This is a genomic window from Lentzea tibetensis (assembly GCF_007845675.1).
GTDB lineage: Bacteria > Actinomycetota > Actinomycetes > Mycobacteriales > Pseudonocardiaceae > Lentzea > Lentzea tibetensis.
In genome coordinates this window covers 179,416-199,928 of sequence record NZ_VOBR01000010.1, presented here as the reverse complement: position 1 = coordinate 199,928, position 20,513 = coordinate 179,416, and the positions used below count along the sequence as shown (strand labels likewise).

General features: G+C 69.4%; 17 protein-coding genes. 13 read left to right on the top strand and 4 right to left on the bottom strand.

Features of this window, described 5'->3' with window-relative positions; translation table 11 throughout:
- Positions 1-30: 30 nt before the first annotated feature.
- The gene (locus FKR81_RS18075) at positions 31-723 is read left to right on the top strand and encodes a heparin lyase I family protein (protein WP_146353229.1); all 693 of its coding nucleotides are present in this window, start codon (positions 31-33) and stop codon (positions 721-723) included.
- 1 nt (position 724) lies between these two features.
- Here FKR81_RS18075 and ku read toward each other — a convergent pair whose 3' ends face one another.
- On the bottom strand, positions 725-1,456 hold the full coding sequence (gene ku, locus FKR81_RS18070; protein WP_146353228.1) for a non-homologous end joining protein Ku: 732 nt from the start codon (positions 1,454-1,456) through the stop codon (positions 725-727).
- Between the two features lie 95 nt (positions 1,457-1,551).
- Positions 1,552-2,934: an SDR family NAD(P)-dependent oxidoreductase gene (locus tag FKR81_RS18065; protein WP_146353227.1), complete on the bottom strand. Its 1,383-nt coding sequence runs from the start codon at positions 2,932-2,934 to the stop codon at positions 1,552-1,554.
- 100 nt (positions 2,935-3,034) lie between these two features.
- On the opposite strand from FKR81_RS18065, the gene FKR81_RS18060 reads away from it, so the two are divergent.
- Entirely contained in the window at positions 3,035-4,270 is a 1,236-nt protein-coding gene (locus FKR81_RS18060; protein WP_328593147.1) for a DUF4231 domain-containing protein, read from the top strand.
- Entirely contained in the window at positions 4,267-5,880 is a 1,614-nt protein-coding gene (locus FKR81_RS18055) for an SLATT domain-containing protein (protein WP_146353225.1), read from the top strand. Before FKR81_RS18060 ends, FKR81_RS18055 begins: the two co-directional genes overlap by 4 nt.
- On the opposite strand, the gene FKR81_RS18050 is transcribed toward FKR81_RS18055, so the two are convergent.
- Entirely contained in the window at positions 5,877-7,430 is a 1,554-nt protein-coding gene (locus tag FKR81_RS18050; protein ID WP_146353224.1) for a hypothetical protein, read from the bottom strand. The two genes, FKR81_RS18055 and FKR81_RS18050, sit on opposite strands and share 4 nt — an antisense overlap.
- Before the next feature lie 225 nt (positions 7,431-7,655).
- On the opposite strand from FKR81_RS18050, the gene FKR81_RS18045 reads away from it, so the two are divergent.
- A complete protein-coding gene (locus FKR81_RS18045) occupies positions 7,656-7,865 on the top strand; it encodes a hypothetical protein (RefSeq protein ID WP_146353223.1) in 210 nt (69 codons plus the stop codon).
- Between the two features lie 72 nt (positions 7,866-7,937).
- On the opposite strand, the gene FKR81_RS18040 is transcribed toward FKR81_RS18045, so the two are convergent.
- A complete protein-coding gene (locus FKR81_RS18040) occupies positions 7,938-8,594 on the bottom strand; it encodes a DUF2306 domain-containing protein (protein WP_146353222.1) in 657 nt (218 codons plus the stop codon).
- A gap of 130 nt (positions 8,595-8,724) precedes the next feature.
- On the opposite strand from FKR81_RS18040, the gene FKR81_RS18035 reads away from it, so the two are divergent.
- The 9 genes from FKR81_RS18035 (at position 8,725) to FKR81_RS17995 (ending at position 20,510) form a co-directional block, all read left to right on the top strand.
- The gene (locus FKR81_RS18035; RefSeq protein WP_146353221.1) at positions 8,725-8,940 is read left to right on the top strand and encodes an RNA-binding S4 domain-containing protein; all 216 of its coding nucleotides are present in this window, start codon (positions 8,725-8,727) and stop codon (positions 8,938-8,940) included.
- A gap of 463 nt (positions 8,941-9,403) precedes the next feature.
- A complete protein-coding gene (locus FKR81_RS18030) occupies positions 9,404-10,855 on the top strand; it encodes a sugar transferase (RefSeq protein ID WP_146353323.1) in 1,452 nt (483 codons plus the stop codon).
- A gap of 14 nt (positions 10,856-10,869) precedes the next feature.
- Positions 10,870-11,889, top strand: a complete 1,020-nt coding sequence (locus tag FKR81_RS18025) for a Gfo/Idh/MocA family protein (RefSeq protein ID WP_235921622.1) — start codon at positions 10,870-10,872, stop codon at positions 11,887-11,889.
- Complete coding sequence (locus FKR81_RS18020; RefSeq protein WP_146353219.1) at positions 11,886-12,848, top strand: NAD-dependent epimerase/dehydratase family protein; 963 nt, start codon at positions 11,886-11,888, stop codon at positions 12,846-12,848. The genes FKR81_RS18025 and FKR81_RS18020 overlap by 4 nt, the downstream gene beginning before the upstream one ends.
- An 8-nt stretch (positions 12,849-12,856) precedes the next feature.
- Positions 12,857-13,975, top strand: a complete 1,119-nt coding sequence (locus tag FKR81_RS18015; protein ID WP_146353218.1) for a DegT/DnrJ/EryC1/StrS family aminotransferase — start codon at positions 12,857-12,859, stop codon at positions 13,973-13,975.
- Positions 13,972-14,637, top strand: coding sequence for an acetyltransferase (locus FKR81_RS18010; protein ID WP_146353217.1), 666 nt, complete (start codon positions 13,972-13,974; stop codon positions 14,635-14,637). Before FKR81_RS18015 ends, FKR81_RS18010 begins: the two co-directional genes overlap by 4 nt.
- Positions 14,638-14,672: 35 nt before the next feature.
- Entirely contained in the window at positions 14,673-15,782 is a 1,110-nt protein-coding gene (locus FKR81_RS18005; RefSeq protein WP_146353216.1) for a DegT/DnrJ/EryC1/StrS family aminotransferase, read from the top strand.
- A complete protein-coding gene (locus tag FKR81_RS18000; RefSeq protein ID WP_146353215.1) occupies positions 15,779-16,366 on the top strand; it encodes an acyltransferase in 588 nt (195 codons plus the stop codon). The genes FKR81_RS18005 and FKR81_RS18000 overlap by 4 nt, the downstream gene beginning before the upstream one ends.
- Positions 16,367-16,535: 169 nt before the next feature.
- Positions 16,536-20,510 carry a DUF4082 domain-containing protein gene (locus FKR81_RS17995; RefSeq protein WP_186763024.1) on the top strand — a complete coding sequence of 1,325 codons (3,975 nt, stop codon included), beginning with the start codon at positions 16,536-16,538 and terminating at the stop codon, positions 20,508-20,510.
- Positions 20,511-20,513 lie beyond the last annotated feature (3 nt).

Below are 20,513 nucleotides of genomic sequence, written 5' to 3'. Positions count from 1 at the left end.
GCCGCCGCCACGGACCACAGTGGAGGCAACATGTTCGCGCTCTCACTTGCGCTGGTGGCTGCTTTGGCGCCCGCGCCACCCGGCGTGTACTTCGAGAACGACGGCAAGCTCGCCGGCTGGGACTACCACTACACGCAGAAGCAGGGCACGATCCGCGACGTCACCTCGGTGAAGTACAAGGGCACCACGTCCATCGAGTCGAAGCAGACCTACATCGGCGAGACAGGTGGCTACCACTCGGAGACCATCGACCGCGGCGCCCAGTCCGTCGGCCAGGACCGCTACTACGGTCAGGCGGTCTTCCTGCCCGCGAACTGGCAGTTCCACAACCAGAACGTCACGTTCCAGCAGTGGTCGCCCGAGGACCCCGAAGGCCCGTGGCTGCTGATGTTCGTGCAGAACGACGAGATCCGCTACGGCGGCTCCGGCGGCATCTCCGGCACCGTCGGCAAGATCAAGCGCGGCGAGTGGATCCGCGTCGTCACCCGGTTCAAGCTGGAGAAGGACACCGGCAAGTTCGAGGTGTGGATCAACGGCGAGCGCAAGGTCTCGCGCACGCAGACCGTGCTCCCCAAGACGTCGAAGACGATGCGCTGGTCGTCCGGCATCTACGCCACCGCGTGGCGCAACGGCAAGCCCGCCGGGCAGAGCACGCTGTCGATCTTCCACGACCAGCACCGCATCGCGTCGAGCTACGCACTGGCGGAGCCCGCCAACTGGTGACCTACTTCGGGTCGGGGACCAGGTCGGGCGAGCGGGTCGACTGGGTGGGGATCGGCAGGTCGGCCGTCCTGGCCTCGATGGTGCGCAGCAGAGCGTCGCGGTAGTCGTCGGTGTGCTCGGCGGGCTCGAACGGCCTGGTCATCGACTCCACCAGCGCCGCGGCGGAGGCCAGGTCGGCGGTCCGCAGCTCGACGTCCCGTGCGACGAACGGGAACTCGGGCGGGCGGACCTCGTCCGGCCACAGCATCGTCTGCAGCACCAGCAGGTCGCCGCGGGCGCGCACCACGGCCAGCGTCGAGCGGGACCGCAGCACGATGTTCGCCACCGCGACCTTGCCGGACCTGGCGAGCGTCTCGCGCAGCACGATGTAGGGGCGCACGGCCGCGCCGTCCGGTTCGAGGTAGTAGCTGCGGCGCAGCAGGATCGGATCGACCTCGTCGTCCGGCACGAACTGCCGCACCTCGATCGCGTGGTCGGCGGCGGGTGGCAGTCCGGCGAAGTCCGCGTCCTCCATGACGACCATCCGGCCGTCGTCGAGCGGGTAGCCGCGTCCGATGTCCGGCGCGCTCAGCCGCTCACCGCACACCTCGCACACCTGGTGGTGCCGCACCCGGCCGCCGTCATCGCGGTGCACCAGGTGGAAGTGGACCCGGTGGTCCTCCGTCGCCGTGACCATCCGGACAGCGATTCTCGCGACGCCCAGCCACAGCGCCCCCCGCCACACAGTCTTCATGACATTGTTCGTACGCCGTGCAGGTCAGTGTCGCACCCATGTGTGACGAAACAACTCAGACGGGTGCGGCCGTGTGAGTGTTCGACACACGTGTGTCACCAGGGGGCGGGTGCGTAGTCCTTCAGGAAGCAGCCGAACACGTCCTCGCCCAGCTCGCCGCGCACGATCGGGTCGTAGACGCGGGCGGCGCCGTCGACCAGGTCCAGCGGCGCGTGGAAGCCCTCGTCGGCGAGCCGCATCTTGAGCGGGTGCGGGCGTTCGTCGGTGATCCAGCCGGTGTCGACGGCGGTCATCAGGATGCCGTCGGTCGTCAGCATCTCCTCGGCGCTGGTGCGGGTCAGCATGTTCAGCGCGGCCTTCGCCATGTTCGTGTGCGGGTGCCCCGAGCCCTTGTAGACGCGACTGAACTGGCCTTCCATCGCGGACACGTTCACCACGTACTTGCGGCGCGCCTTCGCCGCCGCCATGGCCGGTCGCAGCTTCGAGACCAGCAGGAACGGCGTCGTCATGTTGCACAGCTGCACCTCGAGCAGCTCGACCGGGTCGACCTCGTCCACCCGCTGCGTCCAGCTGTTCACGTCGTGCAGGTCCGGCACCAGACCGCCCGCGTCGATCTCCTTCGAGCCCGCCATCAACGCCAGCGTCGTCACCGCGTGCGCCTCGGGAACCGCCGTGCCGGGCAGCGCGAGCTGGCCGAGGCCGCCGAACGAGATCATCTCCGGCATCGGCCCGGACGGCAGCGGCGTCGACTCGGCCGCCGCGAGCGGGGCGTACGCGCCGGGGGAGCGGCGCACTGTCTGCGCCGCGTTGTTGATGAGGATGTCGAGCGGGCCCTGCTCGGCGACCGAGTCCGACAGCGCCAGCACCTGCGCCGGGTCGCGCAGGTCGATGCCGACGATCCGCAGCCGGTCGAGCCACTCCGGCGCGTCCGGCATCGACGCGAACCGGCGCGCGGCGTCCTTCGGGAAGCGGGTCGTGATGGTGGTGTGGGCACCGTCACGCAGCAGCCGCAGCGCGATGTACATGCCGATCTTCGCGCGGCCACCGGTGAGCAGCGCCCGCCGTCCGGAGAGGTCGGTGCGCGCGTCTCGTTTGGCGTGGTTGAACTTCGCGCACGCCGGGCACAGCTGGTGGTAGAACGCGTCGACCTCGACGTACCTCTTGCGGCACGTGTAACAGGAACGCGCACGCAGCAGCGTGCCCGCGGAGGCGCCGGGTGAGTTCGACACCAGTGGCAGGCCCTGGGTCTCGTCGTCGATGCGCTCCGGCGAGCCGGTGGCGGTGAGCGCGGTCACAGCGCGGTCGGCCTCGGTGACCGCCGCACGCCGTTCGGACTTGCGGAACTTCTTCGCGGCCTTGAAGATCCGCGCCGTCGCGAGGCGCACGCGGACCGCGTCCGGGTGTTCGGCAGGCAGCTCCTCGACCTCCGCCAGCACGCGCAGGCAGATGTCCAACTGTCCGGGGTCGATCGAGGTCATGGACCGATTTTACGTGCAGTGACGTGCTGGTTTTGACCGCGGGCCCCTTTGTCTCAGTTGATGTAGGAACCAGAGGACTGAACGGCTCTGGTTTCCCAGCATGATGGCCGTTATGGTGCGCCCCATGCCCAAAGCAGGCGGCCCAACGGTCAAACGGCTTGCCCAGCCGGACGCCGACATCCGGCCCCGCTCCCTCGGACTTCCCCGAGGCCGCACGGTGGTCGCGTTGTTCGGCACCACAGAGGACATTGGGACGGATCTCGCCGCGAACCTACTTCCAGTGCTGAGATCCGTCGTCGTCAGCGCGTCCCGGCACGACGCGGCGTTCGTCACGGAGGGCGCCGACCGCGGCGTCGTGCACCTCTTCGGCATGGCGCTCGAAGCGTGCGAGCTGCGCTGGCCGTTCAGCGTCGGCGTCGTGCCGTCGAGCAAGGTGGCGACGGAGGACGCGCCACCCGCGAACGGCGAGGTGAAACTCGAGTCCAATCACGACGTCGCCATCGTCGTGCCCGGTTCCGAGTGGACGGACGCGACACCGGTCTACTTCCGCACCGTGGACGCCATCCGCCGCAAGCGTCCCGTGGTCGCGGTACTGGTCGGCGGTGAGTCGATCGCCGAGACCTGCGTCGTCGACCACCTCGGCGGCGACAACCCGCTGCTCGTCATCGCGGGCACCACGGGACTCGCCGACCGCATCGCGACCGGCAACATCACCGGCGACCTCGCCGTGCTGGTCCGCAGCGGCAAGGTCCACGTCGTGCACGTCGACGAGGGCGCCGAGAAGATCGTCGGCGAGCTGGAACGGTTGCTGGGCAAGGACTCCCCGCGCACGCCCCCGCCACCCGTGTGGCCGCGGCTGCGCTTCAGGACCCCCGAGCAGCGCCCGCTCGTCGACCCCGGCTTCGTCGTCGCGTACCCGGCGCTGGCCGACGCGATCCACGACGCCAACCAGGTCGTCGCACCGGTGTTCCACGAGCTCGACGCCGAGGCCGAGCGCGAGCAGAACCGGTACCGGCTGCTCACCGTTCTCGCCATCGCGGGCGGGTTGGCGACCACCACGTTCGGCGCACTGCAGACGTGGCTGCGCGACACACCGTGGCCTGGCGTGCTCGTCGTCGCAGGCGGCGCTTTCGCCGCCGTCATCACGATCGTGGCTCGCAAACGCGAGTCACTCGACCGGTACCTCACCGCCCGCGCGCGTGCGGAGCGGTTGCGTGCCCTGTACTTCGCGCACCTCGCCGCTCCCGCTCCCGCTGATGACGAGGAGCGGCAGGACAACGTGCGCGACCTGGAGACTGCCGTGTCCGACCGCAGGCACGAGGTGGTGCGACCGTGAGCGAGCGCAAGGGGACCTCGGCGGAGGCCGCGCAGGACGCGGACGCCGCCGCTGGTGCGGAGGAGACGAGCGCGCCCAAGACTCGTGCCTCCGCTGCTAAGAGGGCTGTGGCCAAGGCGTTCGGCGCGAAGCCGGCGAGCAAGGAGGCCGCGGACCCCAAGGCCGCGGAGACCGAAGCGACTGAGGCTTCCGGCACCGAGACCTCGGATGCCGAGGTCTCGGACAGCAAGGCCGACGGCGCCGACAAGGCCGACGACGTCGAGGCCGAGTCCACGACTGCCGCGAGTGCTGCCGACACCAAGCCGGCGGCCAAGGCTGCCGAGAGCAAGTCCGCAAACAAGGCTGCCGACACCAAGCCCGCGGCCGCCGAAAGCAAGCCCGCGCAGACCAAGGCTGCTGACACCAAGTCCCCGGCCACCAGGGCCACCGCGGCCGCGACCAGTGCGGCTGAGGCCAAGACCGTCATCACCCGGCCGGTGTCCGGTGTTCGACGAGCCGGTGACACCTCGGCGACCAGCTCGGCTGCAGCCGAGTCCCGCGGGCCCGGCGCTGCTGAGACCGGCTCCCGCGGATCTGGCCCTGCTGGCGCTGGTTCTCGTGGATCTGGTGCCGCTGAGGCAGGCTCACGTGGGCCTGGCGCTGCTGAGGCCGGTTCCCGCGGAGCTGCTCCTGCCGAGGCCGGCTCACGTGCCTCTGAGGCTGGGACCAGTGGTCCTGGCGCCTCCGAGGCCGGCTCCCGCGGATCTGGCGCTGCTGAGGCCAGCTCTCGCGGAGTTGCTGCTGAGACCGGCTCCCGCGGAGCTGCTCCTGCCGAGCCAGCCTCCACTGGGGCGGGTCCGTCCGGCGCTGGCTCTCGCGGACCTGGCGCCCCCGGTACCCGCGCTCCCGCCGGCACCCCGGGATCCGCTCCCGTCGGGGCGGAGCTCCGCGGCCCAGGCCCGCACACCACCGGCGGCCACGCACCAGGCCCGAGGGCGACCGACCTCCGGACGCCCCCGCGCGGCATCCCCGCACCTGGTCAGCCCACCGCCCCGTACACGCCGCAGCACGCGGCCGGTCAGTCCCCCGGCCAGCACACGCCTCAGCACGCGGCCGGTCAGCACGCCGCAGGCCCGCACACGGGCGGCTTCCACGTGGCACCTCCGCACACCACCGCCCCGCCGGCACCCAGCAGGCAGGCACCGAGGCCCGCGGGAGGCACCAAGCAGCGGCAGGCCCAGTTCGTCCAGGCCTACCTGAGGCACCGCTTCCACGACCGTCTCGAGCACTTCGAGCGGGGCAGGTCGCGGTACGCGGCGGCGCGCACGTGGACGGTCGCGATGACGGCCACGCTGTTCATCAGCGCGGCCGCGTTCGGGGCGATCGGCATGGCCGACGGGCCGCGGCGTCCACTGTGGGCGTTCCTCGCCACGGCTTTCGCCGCGCTGGCAACGGCTGTGGCCGCCTACGAGTCGACGTTCGGGTTCCGCAGGCTCGCCCGCGAGTACTCGGCGACGGTCACCTCGTTGCAGAAGCTCGCGGCCGACGGCCCGACCCCGGAGGACGTGGACGACGAGCAGCTCGTCACGTTCGTCACCGAGGTCGAGACCGTCTTCCGCTACGGGCGCTAGTACCCGATGTTGCGCAACGCCGAGGGGCCCGACCTGTCCTGCAGCTGCTGCAGGTAGAGGCTCCTCGGCGTCACCGGGGTGTTGTGCGAGTCGAAGTCGCCGTTGCCCTCGCGGGACTTCGACTTCGTGCCGATGGACCAGTTCCGCGCGTGCGGCGGGCTGGCCAGCTTGTGCTTGTCGCCCGTGCAGTTGTAGAAGAGCTGGTAGGCGCCTGACCAGCCGTGGCCGCTGCCGTAGTTGCCGCGGTTGTAGGCGCCGAGGATCTGGTTGCCGTTGACGCTGCTGTGCACGACGTTGTCGAACAGGCCGCCGGTCGCCCACCGGTGGTGCGGCCCGAGCTCGGAGTGCGACTGCTCACCGCGGCTGTCGAGGAACACGTTCGGGCCGGGGGTGTTCGAGCCGGTCACGAAGTCGTGCCTGCCGGTGCTGGCGAGCGAGCGCATCACCAGCACGTGAGTGGCGTCACCCAGGTGGAACGGGTAGCGCAGGCCGCCGGTGATCCGCGACTTGTGGTCCAGCGACTTCGAGTCCTGCACCGTCACGTGCTTCGACTTGCCGGACGCGTAGAACGTGCCCTGGCTGAAGTACTGGGAGCTGACGTCGCGCACCCACGCGTTCGCCACGGCGGACAGCGAGATCATCTTGTCCGCGTGCTTCTCGTCGGTGGCCGACGAGAACGCCGACTCGGCCGCGATCTTCTCGACGCCGACGTTCTGGATGCGGCCCGCGAAGGTGTACCGGTAGACCGCGCCGCCGCCGAACTCGGACTGGATCGCCTCGACGACAGGGGAGTCGACGCTGATCTCGTTGCCGGACACGGCGGTCACGCGGCGCTCGTAGTGGATGGTGCGCGCGGCAGGCGTCCACGCCGTGCCGGACAGGCAAGTGACACCATCCACATCGGACGTGTCGTACGACGTACCCTTGGTGGAGCAGGAGTCCGTGCCCGTCGCGTCCACCCACTGCTGGTTCGGGGTGCGCACGACCACGACGTCGTCACCCGGCTTGAACCCGGACGCGTCGGACACCTTGATCCGGTGCGTGCCGACGGGCACGTAGCTCGCCGTGATGGCCTTGCGCGTCCCCGCCACCTCCTTGCGGTTGTCCACGCCGCTGAGGTTGATCAGGCTGCGCACCTTCGTGCCGGTCGCCTTGATCACCGTGCCGGTCTCGCCGCGCAGGACGACACCGCTCGTCCTGATCGTGACGGCGTCCGCCACCTCGTACACGCCCGTTTTCAGCAGCACCGCGCCGCGCAGTCCGGACGAGTCCGGCTGCAGCGCGCTCACCGCGTTGATCGCCTGCTGGATGCGGGCGCCGTCGTCGCCGCTCGCCGGGGTGACCGTCTGCCTGACAGGCGCCTCCGGCAGCGCGACGCCTCCGCCGCCGTATCCGGCGCGGGAGAAGTCGGGGATTCGGTCCCCGTTGGAATAGGGGACGTAGACGAGTTTGCCGTCCGGACCGAGATGTATGTACTTGCTCTCCGCGCTGACCGCGGTTCCGGTGGTCATCAGGAGTGTCGCCACCGCCAGCACAACCGCACGTTTCATGTCGCTCTCCAGCGAATGCCGTTGCGGCGGCTGGGGGTGAGGCTATCAGCCGGTCGGCGGAAGCGGGCGATGGAGTCCACTGTGGACGGCCGTCACGGGTTCGCTGAACCACGAAACAGGGGGTGCACTGCGCGTAGACGCGCGACTACCTAGTGCACTCAAGCTGGTGTTTCCCGTTTGCGCTTGTAATGATGACCGCATCCCCCGAGCGGAAGCAGGTAGGACATGACCTGGGCACGACCCGCTTTCTCCCCCGAAGCGGAAACCGGCAGGTTCGCCGAGGCACGCGCTCTCGAGAAGGTTCACACCGACATCCAGAACGGCAAGGCGGCCCGAACCGTCGCATGCCACTCATGGGACGCGCAGGACTGCGCTGACCTGCTGGAGATGCTCGGTCTGACGGCCGAGGAAGGCAAGACGGTCGAGCGAGTCTGACCAAGGCGGCGGTAGCGCCGGACGTAGCACTCCGGCGCCGCCGCGCCCCCAGTTCGAACCAGTTCTCCCAGCTCAGGCCGCTTTCAGGCCGCGTCGCTGGATCCACCACTCCGCCACGAGCAGGTTGACGACGAACGACAGCCAGTTCGCCGTGGCGAAGACGAGTTCACCCCCGATCGTGACCGCCAGCGTGAGCCCCCAGAGCCGTCCGGTGATGGCGGCGGCGGTCAGCGCGAAGTTGCGGATCATCCAGACCCGGTGTGCGCGGTAGTCGCGCGCACGGGCGGCCCGGAAGCCCTGCACGGCCGTGACGAACCACAGCACGCTCAGCAGCGACAACGGCGCGGACGCCGCGAGCCCGTTGAGCGAGAGGTTCGCCACCACGACGCCGAACACGGCCGAGGGCAGCACACCCGCGAACAGGTACAGCCTGCCGACCAGTCGGTGCACCCGCGGGTGGTTGTTGCGCAGCCACGGCCAGAACTGCGCCAGGCCGATCGCCACCGCGATCGTGGCGGTGAGGATGTGCGCCACGAGCAGGACGTGGTGCACCAGGCCCCGCGCGATCCCCTCGGTGCTGTCGAGGTCCGGCGGTAGGTACCTGACGGCGACGTAGGCCGTCATGGCGGCGCACAGCAGCCCCGCGACGGTCAGCCAGACGAAGTAGCCCCTCGATGTTCTTCGCGGTGTGCGCGTGCCCGCAGAGGGCTTGACGGCGGTGGTTGTCATGGGTGAGGACGTTGCCAGCCTGATCTCCGCTGATCGCTGGTGTCGTCCCCCGAACCGGCGGTGGGGTCAGCCCTACCCGCGAACGGCACCCACGCCCGCTGTCAAGAGGCCGATGCTGGAAGATGGACGCATGCGCGCCGTGGAGATCTCGGAGGAGCCGATCAGGCTCGGGCAGTTCCTGAAGCTCGCCGGCCTCGTCGAGGACGGCGTGCACGCCAAGGAGCTCATCGAGGACGGCGAGGTCCACGTGAACGGCCGCGTCGAGAACCGCAGGGGCGCTCAGCTGCGCGTCGGCGACGTCATCGTGGTCGGCGACCAGGAGGTCTCGGTGTCGATCCGCGGCTGAAAGTCGCGTGTGGACATTAGTCCGAACGGCGGTACGCGGATGCGTATTAGCTGATTGTTCGCTAGGGCCATAAGCCTCTGTTTGGTCCATTATGGTGGACCGCGCTGAGACAAACGGATGCGCTGTGTAACGGAGTCGTTCGTTTTTTCGATGCTAGTGGCATCGTGATTACCGTCCCAATTGGACGAACCCAAATCGTCTTGCCCGCACGGGTTTCCCTCCCAGTGGTCCACGTCGGCAGGACTTTTTTCCTTACCGCCTAACGGGCCGTGTAACGCCTGCGGGGAGTTCGGCGAATCCCTGGATGCAAGCCTCGGCCGGAGCGCGCGATCACCGGTCAAAGTCGTACCGAAAAAGGTCCCTCGGGGGCGACCTGCGTAGCAACACGTCCTGAATCTGCCGCTGGAACCGGGGAGATCACACGATGAGTGAGCAGGCGCGTTCCGTCCGCGCTACGAGCGTGATGCACACCACGCTCGACTTGTCAGAAGACAGACAGACCCATCCGCCGGTAGCGCGATGGGAAGTGCGCTACCGCCATGCCGTTATCGCCAGTGACGTTCTGTCCACTCTCTGTGTCGTACTCGCTGTCGGTGCGTTGATGAACCACCGGCACGCGTCGTTCGCTCCGTTCTCGATCGCCGTTCTCGATCTCGTCACCATCGCCGTTGTACTCGGTGCGCTCGCCATGGGCCGCGTGTGGAATCCCGTCGTCCTCGGTCAGGGCGCGGAGGAGTTTCGAAGACTCGGGCGGGGATTGTTCGCAGCCGTCGTCGCGCTCGGTCTGGGCGCGCTGGCAGTCGGCATCCCCGGCGCCCGTCTCTGGGTGTTCGTCGTCGTTCCCGTGATCGCTCTGGTCGCCTTTCCGTCGCGCTACCTGCTCCGCCGCCCGCTGCACCGCGCCCGCAACGAGGGCCGCTGCCTCCTCTCCGTACTCGCCGCAGGCAACCTCGACACCGTCCAAGACCTGATCAAACGCACGCGCCGCGCCCCGCACCTCGGGTGGCGGGTGGACGCGGTGTGCACCATCGACGGTCGAGGTACCGCGGGACCCGAAGTAGACGGAGTACCGGTCGTCGGCAGGCTGCGCGGACTGGCCGAACAGGTCAGGCGCGGTGGATACCGCGTCGTCGCGATCACCCCGGACGCCTACTGGACGCCCAGGCGCCTGCAGGAGCTCGCCTGGCACCTCGAGGGCACCGGGACCGAGATGGTCGTCTCTCCGGGCCTCATGGAGGTCGCTGGACCCCGCCTGCACGTCAGCGCCGTGCTCGGCATGCCGCTGCTGCGCGTCAGCGAACCCGCGTTCACCGGCTTCCGCCGCGTCATCAAGGGCGCGGTCGACCGGGTCGGCGCCGCGTTCCTGCTGATCGTGCTCGCACCGTTCATGCTCGGCGTCGCCGCGTTCGTCATGATCGACAGCCGCGGGCCGGTGTTCTACCGCCAGCGCAGGGTCGGCAAGGACGGCGCGCCGTTCACGATCATCAAGTTCCGCACCATGGTCACCAACGCCGACCGGCTGCGCTCCCAGCTCGCGAACCTGAACGAGGGCGCCGGCCTGCTGTTCAAGATGCGCAGGGACCCGCGCATCACCAAGGTCGGCGCGTTCCTGCGGCGCTACTCGGTCGACGAGCTGCCCCAGCTGTTCAACGTGCTCGGCGGCTCCATGTCGCTCGTCGGCCCGCGGCCACCGCTGCCCGAGGAGAGCGCGAAGTACGGACCGGATGTCCGGCGCAGGCTGCTCGTCAAGCCGGGCCTCACCGGCCTGTGGCAGGTCAGCGGCCGCAGCGACCTCCCGTGGGAGGAAGCCGTCCGGCTCGACCTGCGCTACGTCGAGGACTGGTCGCTCGCGCTCGACGCAGTGATCTTGTGGAAGACCTTCCGCGCCGTGTTCGGCGGTCAGGGGGCCTACTGATGGAGAACCAAGTGGTGGGAATCGCGGTTGTCGGCGCCGGTTACTGGGGCCCCAACCTGGTCCGCAACGCCCAGGCGACGCCGGGACTGCACCTCAAGTACCTGTGCGACCTCGACGTGGACCGCGCCGAGCGCGTGCTCGGTGAGTACTCGACCGTCCGCGCCACGCCGTCGCTCGACGACGTGCTCGCCGACCCCGAGGTGCAGGCCGTCGCCATCGCCACCCCGGCGGCGACGCACCTGACGGTCGCGATGGCCGCGCTGGAGGCGGGCAAGCACGTGCTGGTGGAGAAGCCGCTCGCGGCGAACTTCACCGACGGCCGCAAGCTCGTCGACGCCGCGGACAGCCGCGGCCTGACGCTGATGCTCGACCACACGTTCTGCTACACGCCCGCCGTGCAGCACCTGCGGTCGCTGGTGCGCGGCGGCGAGATCGGCGAGGTCCAGTTCATCGACTCGGTGCGCATCAACCTCGGCTTGGTGCAGCCGGACGTCGACGTGCTGTGGGACCTGGCCCCGCACGACCTGTCGATCTTCGAGGCGATCCTGCCGGACCACGTGGTGCCGGTGGAGGTCGCCGCGCACGGCTCCGACCCGATCGGCGCCGGGCAGGCGTGCGTCGCGCACCTGACCGTGCGGCTGTCCAACGACGCCATCTCGCACGTGCACGTGAACTGGCTGTCGCCCACCAAGATCCGCACGATGGTGATCGGCGGCTCGGCGCGGACGGTCGTGTGGGACGACCTGAACCCGTCGCAGCGCCTGTCGGTCTACGACCGCGGCGTCGACCTCGGTCGCGAGCAGAAGATCATCTCCTACCGCAGCGGCGACATGGTCGCGCCTGCATTGCCCGAGCGCGAGGCGCTGCGCGGTGTCATGGCCGAGTTCGCCGCGTCGATCACCGAGGGCCGCCCGCCGCTCACCGACGGCCGCGCCGGACTGCGCGTGCTCGCCGTGCTGGAGGCGGCCTCGGAGAGCCTGGCCAACGGCGGTGCGTTCGTTCCCGTTCAACGAGTGGAAAGCAGGGTTTCATGACGATCGCCGGTCAGCGCGCGTTGGTCACCGGAGGAGCAGGCACGATCGGCTCCGCCGTGGTGGACCAGCTGGTCGACGCCGGAGCGGCCGAGGTGGTCGTGCTGGACAACTTCGTCCGCGGCCGCCGGGAGAACCTCGCGGACGCGGTGGCACGCGGTAACGTCACGATCGTCGACGGCGACATCAACGACCGCTCGCTGGTCGCGTCGCTGACCGAGGGCCAGGACCTCGTCTTCCACCTCGCGGCCATCCGCATCACGCAGTGCGCCGAGGAACCCCGGCTCGCGCTGGAGTGCTTGGTGGACGGCACGTTCACCGTGCTGGAGGCGGCGGCGCAGGCCGGCGTCAAGAAGGTCATCGCGTCGTCGTCGGCGTCGGTGTACGGCCTCGCGGAGTCGTTCCCCACCAACGAACGGCACCACCCGTACAACAACGACACCTTCTACGGCGCCGCGAAGGCGTTCAACGAGGGCGTGCTGCGCAGCTTCAAGGCGATGTACGACCTGGACTACGTGGCGCTGCGGTACTTCAACGTCTACGGCCCGCGGATGGACGTCCACGGCCTGTACACCGAGGTGCTCATCCGCTGGATGGAGCGCATCGCGAAGGGCGAGTCGCCGCTGATCTTCGGTGACGGTGCGCAGACGATGGACTTCGTGCACGTGCACGACATCGCGCGCGCCAACATCCTGGCGGCCAAGGCGAACGTCACGGACACCGTCTACAACATCGCCTCCGCGCAGGAGACGTCGCTGAAGGACCTCGCGCTGGCGCTGCTCGGCGCGATGGACTCGGACCTGCCGCTGGAGCACGGGCCGGACCGCAAGGTCAACGGCGTCACCCGGCGCTTGGCCGACATCAGCCTGGCCGCGCGTGATCTGGGCTGGAAGCCGGAGATCGGCCTGTCGGAAGGACTCCGCGGCCTCGTCGCGTGGTGGCGCGGACAGGTGGCCGGATGATCCCCGTCATGCGGCCTCTCCTCGGTGAGGAGGAGGCTTCCGCCGCCGCAGAAGCCGTCCGGTCCGGCTGGGTCGCCCAGGGACCGCGCGTCGCTTCGTTCGAAGAGGCGTTCGCCGTGCGAGTGGGAGCCTCGCACGGCGTCGCCGTGTCGTCCTGCACGACCGCGCTGCACCTGGCCGTGCACCTGCTCGACATCGGTCCCGGCGACGAGGTCGTCGTGCCGTCGCTGTCGTTCATCGCGACCGCCAACGCCGTGCGGTACACCGGCGCCACGCCGGTGTTCGCGGACGTCGACGCCACCGGCAACCTGACGGCCGCCACCGTCGAGCGGGTGCTCACCGCGCGCACGCGTGCCGTGATGGTGGTGCACCAGGCCGGTGTGCCCGCCGACGTGGCCGAGCTGCGGGCGTTGTGCGAGCCGCGCGGCATCCCGGTGATCGAGGACGCGGCGTGCGCCGCCGGTTCGACCTACCGCGGTGCGCCGGTCGGCTCGGGCGCGCTGATGGCCGCCTGGTCGTTCCACCCGCGCAAGCTGCTCACCACCGGCGAGGGCGGCATGCTCACCACCGATGATCCCGAGTGGACGGTGCGTGCCAAGCGCTTGCGGGAGCACGGGATGAGCGTCAGCGCCGCTGATCGGCACAGCGGTGGAAGCGCGGTCGTCGAGCAGTACCTGGAGACCGCGTTCAACTACCGGATGACCGACATCCAGGCCGCCGTCGGACTCGTCCAACTGTCCAAACTGGACCTGATCGTGGCGCGCCGCCGCGAGCTGGCCGCCCGGTACCACGAGCTGCTGCCGGACGTCACGACCGTGCGCGACCCCGCGCACGGGACGACGAACTACCAGTCGTTCTGGGTGTGGCTGCCCGAGGGCGCGCCGGACCGCACCGACGTGCTCGCCGGTCTCGCCGCCCGCGGCGTGTCCGCGCGGCGCGGGATCATGGCGTCGCACCTGGAACCCGCGTACGCCGGGCACCCCCACGGGCCGCTGCCGATGACGGAGGCCTTCACGCAACGCACCCTGATCCTCCCGCTGTTCCACGACATGACGAACGCGGAGCAGGAGCAGGTCGCCTCGTCGCTGAACGAGGTGCTGGCCGGGGTGGGGGTGACATCGCCGTGACGCGGGCGCCACTGCTGCTCGTCGGCGCCGGTGGCCTCGCCCGTGAAGTGCTCGCGGCGATCAGGCTCGGCGACCGCTGGGACCCCGTCGGACTGCTCGACGACCGCCCGTCGCTGGCGGGTTCGGTGATCGACCGCGTTCCGGTGCTCGGTGGCACGGACCTCGTGCACGAGCACCCGAACGCGAAGGTCGTCGTGTGCGTCGCGAACGCGCACCGGCCCACCGGCAGGCGCGAGGTCGTGCGCAAGCTCGGTCTGCCCGCCTCGCGGTACGGCACGGTCGTGCACCCGCACGCCTCGGTGGCGCACGGCGTCGTGCTCGGCGAGGGCACTGTGCTGCTGGCCGGCGTGGTGATCACCGCGCCGCAGGAGGTCGGCGCGCACGTGCTCGCCATGCCGCACGTGCTGCTCACGCACGACGACTCGGTCGGTGACTTCGTGACCCTGGCCGGTCGCGCCACGCTCGCCGGAGCGGTCCGCGTGGAGGACTCCGCGTATCTGGGGTCGGCCTGCGCAGTCCGAGAAGGTGTGACGATCGGTGCGGAAGCCGTGATCGGCATGGGAGCCGTCGTGCTCGACGACGTCCCCGCCGGAGAAACCTGGGTCGGCCTGCCGGCCCGCAAGCTCGTCTCAGCCGCGGTTCCGCGGCTGGAGGCTCTGTGACGGAGCCGAGGAACCCCGCCGCGTCTGGAGGCTTTGTGAACATCCCCATCCCGCTCGTCGACCTCGCCGCGCAGCACGCGCAGGTGGCCGGTGAGGTCGCCGAGGGCTGGGCAGCCGTGCTGGAGCGGACCGCCTTCGTCGGCGGCCCGCAGGTCGCCGCGTTCGAGTCGGAGTTCGCTGAGTACGTCGGTGTGCCGCACTGCGTCGGCGTCGGCAACGGCACCGACGCGATCGAGCTCGCGCTGCGGGCGCTCGGCATCGGCCCCGGCGACGAGTGCGTCCTGCCGGCCAACACCTTCATCGCCACGGCCGAGGCCGTGGTGCGGGCGGGTGCGACGCCGGTGCTCGTGGACTGCGTCGAGGACACCGGGCTCATCGACGTGGCGGCGCTGGAAGGCGTCGTCACCGAGCGGACCGCCGCGATCATCCCCGTGCACCTGTACGGGCAGGCCGCGCAGGTCGAGCTGATCCGCCCGATCGCCGACCGGGCTCGCGCGATGATCGTCGAGGACGCCGCGCAGTCGCAGGGCGCGCGCCGCAACGGACGCACCACCGGATCGCTCGGTGACATCGCGGCAACGAGCTTCTACCCCGGCAAGAACCTCGGCGCGTACGGCGACGGCGGCGCGGTCATGACGGCCGACGCGCACCTCGCCGAGCGGGTGCGGCTGCTGGGCCAGCACGGCTCGCCGAGCAAGTACGTGCACACCGAGATCGGGTTCAACAGCAGGCTCGACACGCTGCAGGCCGTGGTGCTGTCGGCGAAGCTGCGCAGGCTCGAGGCGTGGAACGACGCGCGCCGCCTGGCCGCCCAGCGCTACGGCAAGCTGCTCCACGAGGTTCCCGGCGTCACGCTGCCGGTGGTCGCCGACGGCAACGAACCGGTGTGGCACCTCTACGTCGTGCGGGTGTCCGATCGGGACGCGGTGCTCGAGCGGTTGCACGAGAAGAAGATCGGCGCGGGTGTGCACTACCCGTTCCCGCTCCACCTGACCAAGGCGTTCGAGCACCTGGGTGCGTGCGGTGACTTCCCGGTCGCCGAGCGGACGGCGGGCGAGATCCTGTCGCTGCCGCTGTTCCCGGAGATCACGCCGGACCAGCAGGAGCGGGTTGTCGAAGCACTCGTCGAGGCGGTGAACGCATGAGCGTCTTCGTGCACCCGAAGGGTCTGTGCGAGAGCGACCAGGTCGGCGACGGCACGCGGGTGTGGGCGTTCGCGCACGTGCTGCCCGGCGCGCGGATCGGCCGCGACTGCAACATCTGCGACGGCGCGTTCGTCGAGGACGGCGCGGTGCTCGGCGACCGGGTCACCGTGAAGAACGGCACGCTGGTCTTCTCCGGAGTGACGTGCGAGGACGAGGTGTTCCTCGGCCCGAACATGCTCTTCACGAACGACCTACGCCCCCGTGCGGCGATTCGCAAGGGGCCGGAAGCCCTTTTGTCCACAACGGTTCGGCGTGGCGCCACGCTGGGTGCCGGAGCGGTTGTGGTGTGTGGTGTCGAGATCGGTGAGCACGCCTTCGTGGCGGCGGGAGCGGTGGTCACCAAGGACGTTCCCGCACACTCCTTTGTGGCCGGAAACCCGGCCCGTCACAAGGGCTGGGCGTGCGTCTGCGGCGAGAAGCTGACCGACGAGCTGTCCTGTCCGGATTGTGCCGCGGAATACGAACCGTCACCTGACGGTCGCGGTCTGCGCGCGTCGGCGAAGGAATCGGTTGCACAGCGCTGAACCGACCACCACCTGCAGTGAAAACCCTTGGGATACACCAAATCGAGTAACGATGCGAGGTGTATGGCCGAAAATAGAACAACCTACTTTATGGCCCCCGTGGAGGCTCGTGATGGACAGACCGCTGCACAACTTTCGTGTAGCCAGAAGGGTCTGGACCGCCGCACTCGTGAGTGCGCTGGTCGCGACGTTCGTCGTGGTGATGGCAGGCAGTGCCAGCGCCGGTCCGTGCGATCCACCGAACAACATCATCGTCTGCGAGAACTCGCAGGTGGGTACGCCCAAGGATGAGTGGTGGGTCGAGTCGCCCTACGGCGACATCGAGGGTTTCGCGACGGCGACGAGCGTGCAGCCGGGGGAGCAGCTCAACTTCAAGATCAAGACGCCGAGCAACGCCTACCACGTCGAGATCCTGCGGCTCGGGTACTACGCGAACGGCGAGGGTGCTCGCCGCATCACGTCGCTGAACCCGATCGTGTCGCTGCCGCAGACCCAGCCGATGTGCGACCAGCAGCTGACCGGTTCGACCGCGACCGGTCTCGTCGACTGCGGCAAGTGGGCCGTCTCGGCGCGCTGGAACGTGCCGTCGACCGCGGTTCCCGGCTTCTACATCGCGAACTTCATCCGCGACGACAACGAGGCGGGCGCGAGCCAGTACCCGTTCGTCGTGCGCAATGACGCGTCCCACTCGGACATCGTCGTGCAGACCTCGGACCAGACCTGGCAGGCCTACAACAAGTACGGCGACCGGCCGAACGTCAACGAGTTCAACCTCTACGAGGGTGGGTTCGCGGGCTCGTCCGACGGCCGCGCGTACAAGGTGAGCTACAACCGCCCGTACCGCAACGGTGGCACCGCGAACTTCCTCAACGCGGAGTACCCGCTCGTGCGCTGGCTGGAGAAGAACGGCTACGACGTCAGCTACCTGTCCGGTGTGGACGTCACCCGCAACCCGGCTCTGGTGCGCAACCACAAGGTCTACGTCTCGTCCGGTCACGACGAGTACGTCAACGCGGCGCAGCGCACCGGCATCGAGCAGGCGCGTGCCGTCGGCGTCAACATGATGTTCATGTCGGGCAACGAGTGGTTCTGGAAGACCCGCTTCGAGCCCAGCATCGACGGGTCGAACACCGCGTACCGGACCATGGCCTGCTACAAGGAGACAAAGGCCAACGCGAAGATCGACCCGAGTCCGGAGTGGACCGGCACGTGGCGCGACCCGCGCTTCTCGCCGCCGAGCGACGCCGGTCGCCCGGAGAACGCCATCACCGGCACCCTGTTCATGGTCAACGGCTACCGCGCGGACGCGATGCAGGTGCCGCCGTCCTACGGGCGCATGAGGTTCTGGCGCAACACGCCGCTCGCGACCGCGTCGACCACGACGACGCTGCCGACCGGCACGCTGGGGTACGAGTGGAACAGCGATCCGGACAACAACTTCCGGCCCGCGGGCGCGGTCCCGCTGTCGGACACGACGGTGACGGTCGACGACGGGCAGCTGCTGCTCGACAACGGCCACTTCTACGGCGGTGGCCCGGCCAACCACAAGATGGTGCTCTACCGCGACCAGACCAGCCGCGCGCTGGTGTGGGGCGCGGGAACCGTGCAGTGGTCGTGGGGCCTCGACGGTGACCACCTCTACCCGTACGGCGCGCCGACGACCACGCCGACGAGCCAGCCGATGCAGCAGGCGACCGTGAACCTGCTGGCGGACATGAGCGTGCAACCGCAGAACCTGCGCGCACCGCTCACGCTCGCCACCAAGAGCACGGACATCATCGGTCCCAACGTCGTGGTGACGTCGCCCGCCGCGAACTCCACGGTTCCGGCCGGAACCCAGCACACGATCTCCGGTACGGCGACCGACGTCGGCGGTGGCCGCATCGGCGCGGTCGAGGTGTCGGTGGACGGTGGCACGACCTGGCGTCGCGCGACCGGCACGGACACGTGGAACTACGCCTGGACGCCCACGAACCTCGGTCCCGCCTCCATCAAGGTTCGTGCGTCCGACGACAACGCCAACCTGAGCTCGACGGTCACGGTGAACGTCACCGTCGGCGCGCAGCAGTGCCCGTGCACCGTGTTCGGCAGCCAGACGCCGACCACTGTGGACTCCGGCGACACGTCGGCCATCGAGCTCGGCATGAAGTTCAAGACCTCGGTGAACGCCAACGTGACCGGCGTGCGGTTCTACAAGTCGGCCGCCAACACCGGTACCCACACGGGTTCGCTGTGGAACTCGGCCGGGCAGCGGATCGCCACCGGCACGTTCGGCAGCGGCACCGCGTCGGGCTGGCAGACGCTGACGTTCTCGCAGCCGGTCGGGATCAGGGCCGGGCAGACCTACATCGCGTCGTACACCACGACGACGGGTCATTACGCCTTCACGGCCGCCTACTTCAACGGCAAGGGCGCGGGTGTCGTGCCGATCACGGCGCCGTCGGCCGAGTCGTCCAGTGGCAACGGTGTGTTCCGCTACGGATCCGGGTTCCCGGACTCGACGTTCAACGGCGGCAACTACTGGGTCGACGCGGTGATCACCACGGAAGGCGCGGACAACTCGCCGCCGACGGTCAGCTCGACGAACCCGCCGACGGGCGGCACTGGTGCCTACACCGACCAGGACGTCACGACGACGTTCTCGGAGCCGATCGACCCGTCGAGCGTGACGTTCACGCTCACCTCGGGCTCGACCTCGGTGCCCGGCACGACCAGCACCAACGACAACGTCGTGCGGTTCACGCCCACGAACCTGCTGCTGCCCAACACGAGCTACACCGCCACGGTCAACGCGACCGACGGCTACGGCAACGTGCTGGCGCAGCCCAGGGTGTGGAGCTTCACGACCGGTGCCGGTCCGGCGCCGTGCCCGTGCACGATCTTCGGGCAGGCGACGCCGAACAGCTCGGACACCAACGACCCCAGTGACGTCGAGCTGGGCGTGAAGTTCACCAGCTCCACCAACGCCGTGGTGACCGGCGTCCGCTACTACAAGTCGGCGGCCAACTCCGGCACCCACACGGGTTCGCTGTGGTCGACCAACGGAACGCGGCTCGCGTACGGCACGTTCGTCAACGAGACGGCGACGGGCTGGCAGACGCTGACGTTCAGCGAAGGCGTCCAGATCCAGGCCGGCAAGACGTACGTCGTGTCCTACCGGACGCCGACCGGCCACTACGCGGCCGACGGCGGGTACTTCGCGACCAAGGGCGCGGGCCGCGGTGTCGTGACGGCACCGAGCTCGATCGCCGCGAACGGCCAGGGCGTCTACCAGTACGGCGGCGGTTACCCCGCCAGCTCGTACAACGACACCAACTACTGGGTCGACGCGGTCGTCGCGACCGACGGTGCCGACGTGACGCCGCCGAGCGTCACCAACCGCACCCCGGCCGCCAACGCCACCGGCGTCCCGACCGGGACCGGCATCACCGCGACGTTCAGCGAACCCGTTGACGCCGAGTCGGTCAGCATCACGGTCAACGGTGGCGGCACCGTCGCCGGCGCCAGCCAGGTCGCGCCGGACGGCAGGTCGGTGAGCTTCGCGCCGAACGCGGACCTCGCGGGCAACACGACCTACTCGGTCACCGTCAACGCGACGGACCTGCAGGGCAACACGATGTTCACGCCGCACACCTGGTCGTTCACCACCGGAGCATCGGGCGCCTGCCCGTGCACGCTCTTCCGGGCCGTGGACACGCCTGCCGTGACGGCGACGGACTCGCCGGTGGAGCTCGGCATGCGGATCACGCCGTCGCAGAACGGTTCGATCACGGGTGTCCGGTTCTACAAGACCGCGAACGACCCCGGCACCCACACGGGCTCGCTGTGGTCGGCGACCGGTCAGCTGCTGGCGACCGGGACGTTCACCAACGAGACGTCGAGCGGGTGGCAGACGCTGACGTTCAGCTCGCCCGTCGCGGTGACCGCGGCGACGTCCTACGTGGTGTCGTTCCACACCGCGGCAGGCCGGTACGGCTACACGTCGCAGTACTTCAGCACCAGCAAGACCAGAGGGCCGCTCACCGCGCCCGCCACCACCGAGAGCGCGCCGAACGGCGTCTACCGGTACGGCGGAGGCGGAACCATGCCGAGCGACAACGGCGGAGGAACCAACTACTGGGTCGACGCCGTGTTCACGAACTAGGGG